This is a genomic window from Methylorubrum podarium, assembly GCF_022179745.1.
GTDB classification, from domain to species: Bacteria; Pseudomonadota; Alphaproteobacteria; order Rhizobiales; family Beijerinckiaceae; genus Methylobacterium; species Methylobacterium podarium.
The window spans coordinates 1-4999 of the sequence record NZ_BPRD01000625.1 but is presented as its reverse complement, the minus strand read 5'-3'; the positions used below and the strand labels follow the sequence as shown (position 1 = coordinate 4999).

The 4999-nt window shown below is 68.1% G+C and carries 3 protein-coding genes and 1 pseudogene; all 4 read right to left on the bottom strand.

Annotated elements, in window-relative coordinates; genetic code table 11:
- Positions 1 to 884: 884 nt before the first annotated feature.
- Positions 885 to 1856: a ring-cleaving dioxygenase gene (locus tag MFF42_RS24885; protein WP_238258623.1), complete on the bottom strand. Its 972-nt coding sequence runs from the start codon at positions 1854 to 1856 to the stop codon at positions 885 to 887.
- 54 nt (positions 1857 to 1910) lie between these two features.
- A complete protein-coding gene (locus tag MFF42_RS24880; RefSeq protein WP_238258621.1) occupies positions 1911 to 2822 on the bottom strand; it encodes an intradiol ring-cleavage dioxygenase in 912 nt (303 codons plus the stop codon).
- Between the two features lie 11 nt (positions 2823 to 2833).
- Positions 2834 to 4603 (bottom strand): FAD-dependent oxidoreductase, encoded by a 1770-nt coding sequence (locus MFF42_RS24875; RefSeq protein ID WP_238258620.1) that lies wholly within the window; start codon positions 4601 to 4603, stop codon positions 2834 to 2836.
- A 14-nt stretch (positions 4604 to 4617) separates the two neighbouring features.
- A pseudogene (locus MFF42_RS24870) lies at positions 4618 to 4999 on the bottom strand (3-oxoadipyl-CoA thiolase); the annotation flags it as partial.

The following is a 4999-nucleotide window of genomic DNA, read 5'->3' as shown; positions in this document are numbered from 1 at the left end:
GACCATGCCGAAGCCCACGAGGTCGCAGGAACCGTCGCCGATCACCGGCCCGCGGGCGCCAGGAGCCTTGACGAGGCGCGAGTCGGTGCCGGCTGCGATGACGTGCAGCATGACGGTCCTCGCCAGGCGCGGTTCAGCAGCGCCGGAATTCGATCGGTCCGGTCGTCAGCGATGTCGGAGGTTGATCGCGGTCCGCGCCGGGCGCGGTCAGGTGGTGCTGTCGAGGGTTTCCCGCCGATAGAGGGTCACGAGGATCTCGCCGAGGCAGCCCATCTCCTCAGTGGTGTGCTGGTTGTACATCGACGTGGCTATCCGCTGCGATAAAGCGCCGGGTTTAGCCATGAAGTGGATGCAATCTATTCTAATATTTCCGCAATACGACCGGTTCTGACTTTGAAATCCGAAATGACGCGACCGATTATGAAATCCGGCCCCGATGGAATTCTGGAATTTTTCCGGAACGCGTATCTCTGACTTTTATTGTGCTTGCGAACTCCTCGATAGGCAGCAAGTGTATCGCGATACGGTCAAAATAAACTGCTTTATGATACATTTGTCAAGCAGTCGAGGAGGGCTCTTTTGATTTATTTTGCAGATCCCGCGCGTCACTTGCTTTCGTGCAACCTAAGCTCTGTCTGGATCGCCAAGTACGCGGCGGATGCCCTAGATGAGGATGTGCAGGCTGCGGACCTCCTGCCGGCGTGACGTGCCCATCGCTCTCGCCTGCCGCTTCCGCATCGTCTTCGTCCGAAAGGCGGCCGCCGTCTTGTCTGAAAAGGCGAAGCAGGAACAACGAGCGAGAGCCTCGTCCCGTCCTGGACGGGGCTCCCTTGCCGGACGGCGCACCGACGCCCGGCAAGGGACGCCCGGCAAGGATCGCGCGATCAGGCCGCTCGGCGCAGCGGCACCTTGATCGGCTCGAGCGGGGCGACGATCTCGGCGCGGCGCGGCTCGAACCAGGGCGGCAGCAAGAGGCTCTGGCCGAGTTCCTCGGGCGGCTCGTCGACGGCGAAGCCGATGTCCGAGGTCGCGAACTCCACCAGGATGCCGCCGGGCGAGCGGCAGTAGACCGAGTGGAAGTAGTTGCGGTCCTTGGACTCCGAGCAGTCGGTGTAGCCAAGACCCACGACATAGTCACGGAATTCGGCCTGCTCGGCATCGTTCCTCACCGCGAGCGCCACGTGGTGCACCGTGCCCTCGCCGAAGGTCCAGCTGCCCTGCGGCACGTCGGGATCGTGGCGGACGATGATGCTGCGGCCGGGGCCGCCCTCGCCGAGCTCGAAGCGCTGATAGCGCTCGTCCTCGGCGGTCTTCCTCATGCCGACCGCATCGACCAGGAACCGCTCCTGCTCGATCCGGTCGCGGACCGACATGGTGACCGAGTTGAAGCCGCGGACGGCGTTCTTGTCCTCGATCTCGTCGGTCACCCAGCCCCCACGGCCGTCCCGGTCGTCGCCGACCATCTCGAATTCGAGGCCCGCCGGATGCTCGAAGGCCACCACGGACTGGCCCAGGCGCCGGCTGATGCCGGTGGTCTTCACGCCCTTGTCCCTGAGGCGCTTGGCCCAGAAGTCGAGCGCATTCTCGGCTACCGAATAGGAGGTGACGGCCACCTGCCCGGTGCCCCTGCGCGCCTTCACCCCCGCCTGCCTGTAGGGGAAGGTGGTCATCACCGTGCCGATCTCGGCGTCCCTGTTGGCGTAGTAGAGGTGGTAGATCGGCGTCTTGCCGTCGAACAGCACGGTCTGCTTGATCAGGCGCTGGCCGATGATGCCGGTGAAGAAGTCGATGTCCTCCTGCGCCCCGGCCACGCAGGACGTGACGTGGTGGATGCCCAAAACGTACTGCTTGTCCATAGATTGCTCCTCCTCAAGTAAGCGGAACGCCGATCTTGCGCCGGCGTGAATTGATCAGGGCGCGACGCCGCGTTCCCGGTTCGAGAGCACGAAGTCGCATTGCACCGACCAAAACGGGTTGGGAAAGCCGAGGCGGGCCGCCTCGGCCGGGTCGTCCACGTGGCGGAAGGCGCCGATCAGGCTCTGCTTCACCCCGAACACCGCGTCCGAGTGCAGATAGGGGCAGTCCGGCGTGAAGATGTGGGTGGTGATCGGCTGGCAGCCTTGGGCGCCGACGATGAAGTGCACATGCGCCGGGCGGTAGGGATGGCGGCCGAGCGCCGCGAGCAATCGGCCCACCGGGCCGTCGTCGGGAATCGGGTAGAAGCGCGGCCGGACCGAGCGGAACCAGTAGGTGCCGTCGGCATCGGTTTGAAAAATCCCGCGCAGGTTCATCGAGGGCTGAAGGCCCTGCTGCTGCACGTCGTAAAAGCCTTCGTCGTTGGCCTGCCACACGTCGAGCAGGGCGCCGGCGATCGGGCGGCCTTCGAGGTCGGTGACCCGGCCGCGCACCACCATCGGCTCGCCCTTTCCGTCGAGGCAGATGGTGTCGCCGTTGGCCCTCCGCGGGGCGTCGGAGACGTGGAAGGGGCCGAGCACGGTCGTCTCGGTCGCGCCGGAGGGTTTGCGGTTGTTGATCGCATCGACCAGCATCGAGACGCCGAGGACGTCGGAGAGCAGGATGTACTCCTGCCGCCAGTCCGTGGAGATCTGGCCGGTGCGGGTGAGGAACCGGACGGCCTCCATCCATTCCTCCTGCGTGGGCTCGACCTCCTTCACCACCGCATGCAGGTGCGGGATCAGGCAGGCCATGATCTCGGAGAGGCGCCCGTTCTTGGCCTGCGCGTTGCGGGCGACCACCACCTCGGCCGAGTTCTCCTCGGTGAAGTAGCCGTCGCGGGCCTGTGTACCGGAGGGGTGATCCATCGAAGCCTCCCTTACGCTGCCGCCGAGGCGGGCTCGGCGCAGGCGCGACCGAGGATGCGGCGCAGGGCTGCCGAGAGCTGCGCCGCGGCGTCGGCCGCCGCGCGCGGGGCGCGGAAGGCGACGTAGCCGTCCGGCCGGACCAGCACGGCGCCGGTCTCCTCGGTCTCGCGCAGGCGTGCCCAGTCGCCGAAAAGGTCGTGCAACGCCTGCCCCGGCCCGATGACCTGCGCTGCGATCTCGACGCCGGTCTCGGCGGCCGCCGCCTGGGCGGCCGCCACCCAGGCTTCGCCGCCGATGCCGGTGAGCAGGGTGAAACGGCCGGCGCCGACCACGTCGAGGCTGGAGATCTGGCGCCCGGCCCGCTCCAGCCAGACATGGGGAAGCTTGGCGCCGGGGCGCGTGGTGGGCTGGTGGTAGAGCTCGGGGTCGCGCCGCCAGTCCGGCTCGGGCGTGCCGTCCGGCACCACGGCCTCCGAGACGTAACGCTGGTTAAGCTCGACGCCGTGGGCGTTGAACTCGTAGTTCTTCAGTTCGATCGCCGCGCACAGCCGCTCGCGCCGGCCGGCGCCGGCCTCGGTGGCCTCCTTGCGCGCGGCCAATTTGGCCAGCATCTCGGCGCCCGTCCGGGCTTCGGCGAGGCCCAGCGCCTCGAAGATCGGACCGAACTGGCTGATCGACTTGTTGGCCCGCTCCACGATCTGCCGGGCGATCGGGGCGCGCTCGTCCTCGTAGCTCTGCAGCAGCGACGGATCGGCCTGGCCGCGCACCACGGCCGCGAGCTTCCAGGCAAGGTTGTAGGCGTCCTGCACCGAGGTGTTGGAGCCGAGTCCGTTGGACGGCGGGTGGCGGTGGATGGCGTCGCCCATGCAGAACACGCGCCCGCGCATGATCTTCTTGGCGAACATGTTGTTCACGGTCCAGAGCGAGTAGGACTTGATCTTGACCTCGATCGACGGGTCGCCGACCAGCGAATGCACGACATCGATCGCCATCTGATCGGTGACGTCGGGCGGGGGCCCGGCGATGTCGTAGCCCCAAACGATCAGCCACTCGTTCCAGGGCCGCACCATGCGCACCAGGCCCATGCCGATGCCGCCGACGTCGGCGCCCTCGCGCACGACCCAGTAGAGCACGCTCGGGCGGTGGGCGACGTAGCGCGACAGGTCGGCCTCGAACACGATGTTCATCGAGCCCGCGACGCCCATCTTGCCTTCCATCGGAAGGCCGACGTCCTCGGCCACCTTGGACCGGCCGCCGTCGGCGCCGATCAGGTACTTGGCGCGGATTTCGTACGCCTCGCCCGAGAGGCGGTCGCGCACGGTGGCGGTGACGCCGTCGGCGTCCTGCGCGTGGCCGAGATACTCGGTGTCGAAGCGCAGGCGGCTGCCGCGCGCGGCGGCGTTGCCGAGCAGGATCGGCTCCAGGAAATTCTGGGGCAGGTCGCAGATCTCGGTCGGGCTGGCGAGGTCGTAATCGGCCTTGCGGCTCGGATGGGTGCCCCAGGAACGCAGGCGCCCCAGCTCCTCGCCGGCGAGCGCGGTGCAGAACACGCTGTTGCCCATCAGGGCCTGCGGCACCGCCTTGGTCTTGGCTTCCTCCTCGACGCCGAGGTCGCGAAAGATCTCCATGGCACGCTGGTTGGTGATGTGCGCGCGCGGCGTGTCGGACAGCCAGCGGTACTTGGTCACCACCATGTTGCGGATGCCGTAGCTGGAGAGCGCCAGGGCGGCGGTGGACCCGGCGGGGCCGGAGCCGACGATCAGGACATCGGTCTCGATCATGATCTCCTCCGGGATCAGGCGGCTTCGAGGGCGAGGGCGATGCCCTGGCCGACGCCGACGCACATGGTGGCGAGCGCCCGGCCGCGGCCCAGATGCTTGAGGCCGACCGCGGCCGAGCCGGCGATGCGGGCGCCCGAGGCGCCGAGCGGATGGCCGAGCGCGATGGCGCCCCCGTTCGGGTTCACGTGGCCCGCCTCGTCCGGCAGGCCGAGCCCGCGCAGCACCGCGAGCGCCTGGCTGGCGAAGGCTTCGTTGAGCTCGACGAGGTCGAAGTTCCCGATCGACAGGCCCAGGCGCCGCAGCAGCTTGCGGGTCGCCGGCACCGGGCCGACGCCCATGATGCGCGGGGGCACGCCGGCCGTGGCGGCGCCGAGGATGCGGGCCATCGGCGTGAGG